The sequence below is a fragment of the Microbacterium sp. genome (assembly GCF_030149085.1).
Lineage (GTDB): Bacteria > Actinomycetota > Actinomycetes > Actinomycetales > Microbacteriaceae > Microbacterium.
In genome coordinates this window covers 1-2300 of record NZ_JASBSF010000048.1, presented here as the reverse complement: position 1 = coordinate 2300, position 2300 = coordinate 1, and the positions used below count along the sequence as shown (strand labels likewise).

General features: G+C 66.1%; 2 protein-coding genes and 1 pseudogene. 2 read left to right on the top strand and 1 reads right to left on the bottom strand.

What is annotated here, in order from left to right:
* A pseudogene (locus Q1V87_RS02015) lies at positions 1–489 on the top strand (RNA helicase); the annotation flags it as partial.
* A 50-nt stretch (positions 490–539) separates the two neighbouring features.
* Positions 540–2090 (top strand): apolipoprotein N-acyltransferase, encoded by a 1551-nt coding sequence (lnt, locus tag Q1V87_RS02010; protein WP_300590631.1) that lies wholly within the window; start codon positions 540–542, stop codon positions 2088–2090.
* Positions 2091–2161: 71 nt separating this feature from the next.
* Here the strand turns inward: lnt and Q1V87_RS02005 are convergent.
* Positions 2162–2300, bottom strand: a 139-nt coding sequence (locus Q1V87_RS02005) for an RNA polymerase-binding protein RbpA (RefSeq protein WP_300590632.1), incomplete at its 5' end; no start/stop codon positions are given.

Here is a 2300-nt window from a genome sequence, read left to right as displayed (position 1 = left end):
TCGGGTCGGACGATGCGTCGGATCTATGGAGAGCGGGATCTGCTCGTGGCCGAGTCACTGCGCCTTGGTCTCTGGAGCTCGCTGGATGCGCCGTCATTGGCTGCGCTGGCGTGCGCGCTGGTCTACGAACCGCGCCGTGACGAGCCGGGGGAGCGAGCGCTTCCCCGCGGCGCGTTCCGCGAGGCTCTAGCGCAGACCCTGGACCTCTGGCAACGCCTCGACGACCTCGAGCGCGACTCACGCCTTCCCGGGTCGGAGCCGCCTGCTGCAGGACTCGCGCTTGCCATGCATTCGTGGGCCAAGGGGATGCCGCTCGATCGTGTGCTTCGCGAGGCTGACCTCGCTGCCGGCGATTTCGTGCGGTGGGCCAAGCAGACGATCGACCTTCTCGACCAGATGTCGTTGGTGGCCGAGCCCGGTCTCGCCGCGGTCGCGCGCCGCGCGCTCGATGGCGTTCGGCGCGGAATCGTGGCGTACTCGTCGGTGTGATCGCCGAACCTTCAGCCGCACCATAGCCGTCGGAATCTAGGCTGGACCTTATGCCCGAAGCCTCGAGCGCCACACAGAGTCGTGCCATCGCCGTGCGTCCGATGCTGCCGTTGTGGGCCGCGGTGCTGGTGGCAGTTGCCGCCGGGCTCATTCTGGATCTGGCGTACCCGTCGGTGGGTTGGTGGCCGCTCGCCTTCGTTGGGGTCGGCCTGTCGCTGGTGACCCTCATCGGGCGGAGCGCCTGGGGAGCTCTGCTCGTCGGCTTCGTCTTCGGCATTACCTTCTATCTCGTCCACATCGTGTGGCTGAATCGCTACCTGGGCGTCATTCCGTGGTTCGCCTTGGCGTTCGCTGCCACGATCTACGTCGCGCTCGGCTCCGTGCTCATCGCGTTGGCATACCGGTGGATGCCGAGAGCCGTCCCCGGCCGCTGGGCTCAGCTCGTGCTGACCCCGCTGCTGGTTGCCGGGCTGTGGGTACTGCGCGAGCTTGTCACCGGGTCCTGGCCCTATACCGGCTTCCCGTGGGCACGGATCGGGATGAGTCAATCCGAAAGCCCTCTCTCGCACCTGACCTCATGGGTCGGGGTGACGGGCTTGTCGTTCCTGATGGTCGCCTTCACCGCCGGGGTCATCGAGTGGCTGCGGCTGCGCCGGTGGTCGGATATCCGCACTGCGCTGCCGGTAGCGGGCCTTGGGGTCGTCTTGCTCATCACGCCGCAGTTCCCCACCACCCCGGCGGGCACCATGACCGTGGGGAGTGTGCAGGGCAACGGTCCGTCGGGGTACTTTGACGCCCGGCAGCGAAACGACATCCTGAACGCACAGCTGTCGGCATCCACCGATCTGATCGGTCAGGACATGGATGTGCTGCTGTGGCCCGAAGGCGGCATCGATTCGGATCCGCTGACCAACGCGACGACGGCGGCGGTTCTCGACAGTCTCTCTGAAGCCGTGGATGCTCCGCTTCTTGTCAACGCCGCAACAACGCGCGGTGATCTGACCTACAACACCTCGATCCTGTGGGAAGCGGGGGAGGGCGCCGTGCAGTATCACGACAAGACCCACCCCGTTCCGTTCGGAGAGTACGTGCCCGACCGGTGGTTCTACGAGATGATCGTGCCCGACCTCATCGGACTCATCGGCCGCGAGTACACCCCGGGATCCAACCCTCCCTACGTCGATATCGACGGCACAGGGGTGGGCCTCGCGATCTGCTTCGACGTGATCTACGACGACGTCATCCACGATGGCGCGCGCGACGGCGCGGAGGTCTACATGTTCCAGACCAATAACGCCGACTTCCGCAACACCGATGAGAACCTGCAACAGCTCGCCTTCGCGCGCATGCGCGCGATCGAAACCGGTCGCTCTGTGGTGAACATCTCAACGGTCGGGACGAGCCAGGTCATCGGTCCCGACGGGGCGACGATCGACTCACTGCCCGCCGATGAAGCCGGTGCGATGCTCACCGACGTTCCGCTGCGATCCGGTCTGACGCCGAGCATCGTGATCGGCGGCTCGCTGGGCGTGGCAATCGCGCTCCTCAGCATCATCGGCCTGGTCGCCAGCGGCATCATCGCAAGCCGCCGCCGGACATGAAAGGGGGCCGATCCGTGATCGGATCGGCCCCCTTTCAGGCACCGCATCATTGAGGCTGCGGTGGTCGTCTGTCAGGCGCTGAGCTTGTCCACCGTGACGTCGTCGCCGGCACCGCGGCGCGATCGGACGAAAGCGAGTCGCTCTTCGAGGAGTTCCTCGAGCTCAGGGATCGTGCGACGCTCCAGAAGCATGTCCCAGTGGGAGCGAGGG

What these genes read in the sequence shown, in the direction of transcription:
- lnt (WP_300590631.1), top strand. Translation starts at nt 540, where the DNA reads ATGCCCGAAGCCTCGAGCGCCACACAGAGTCGTGCCATCGCCGTGCGT.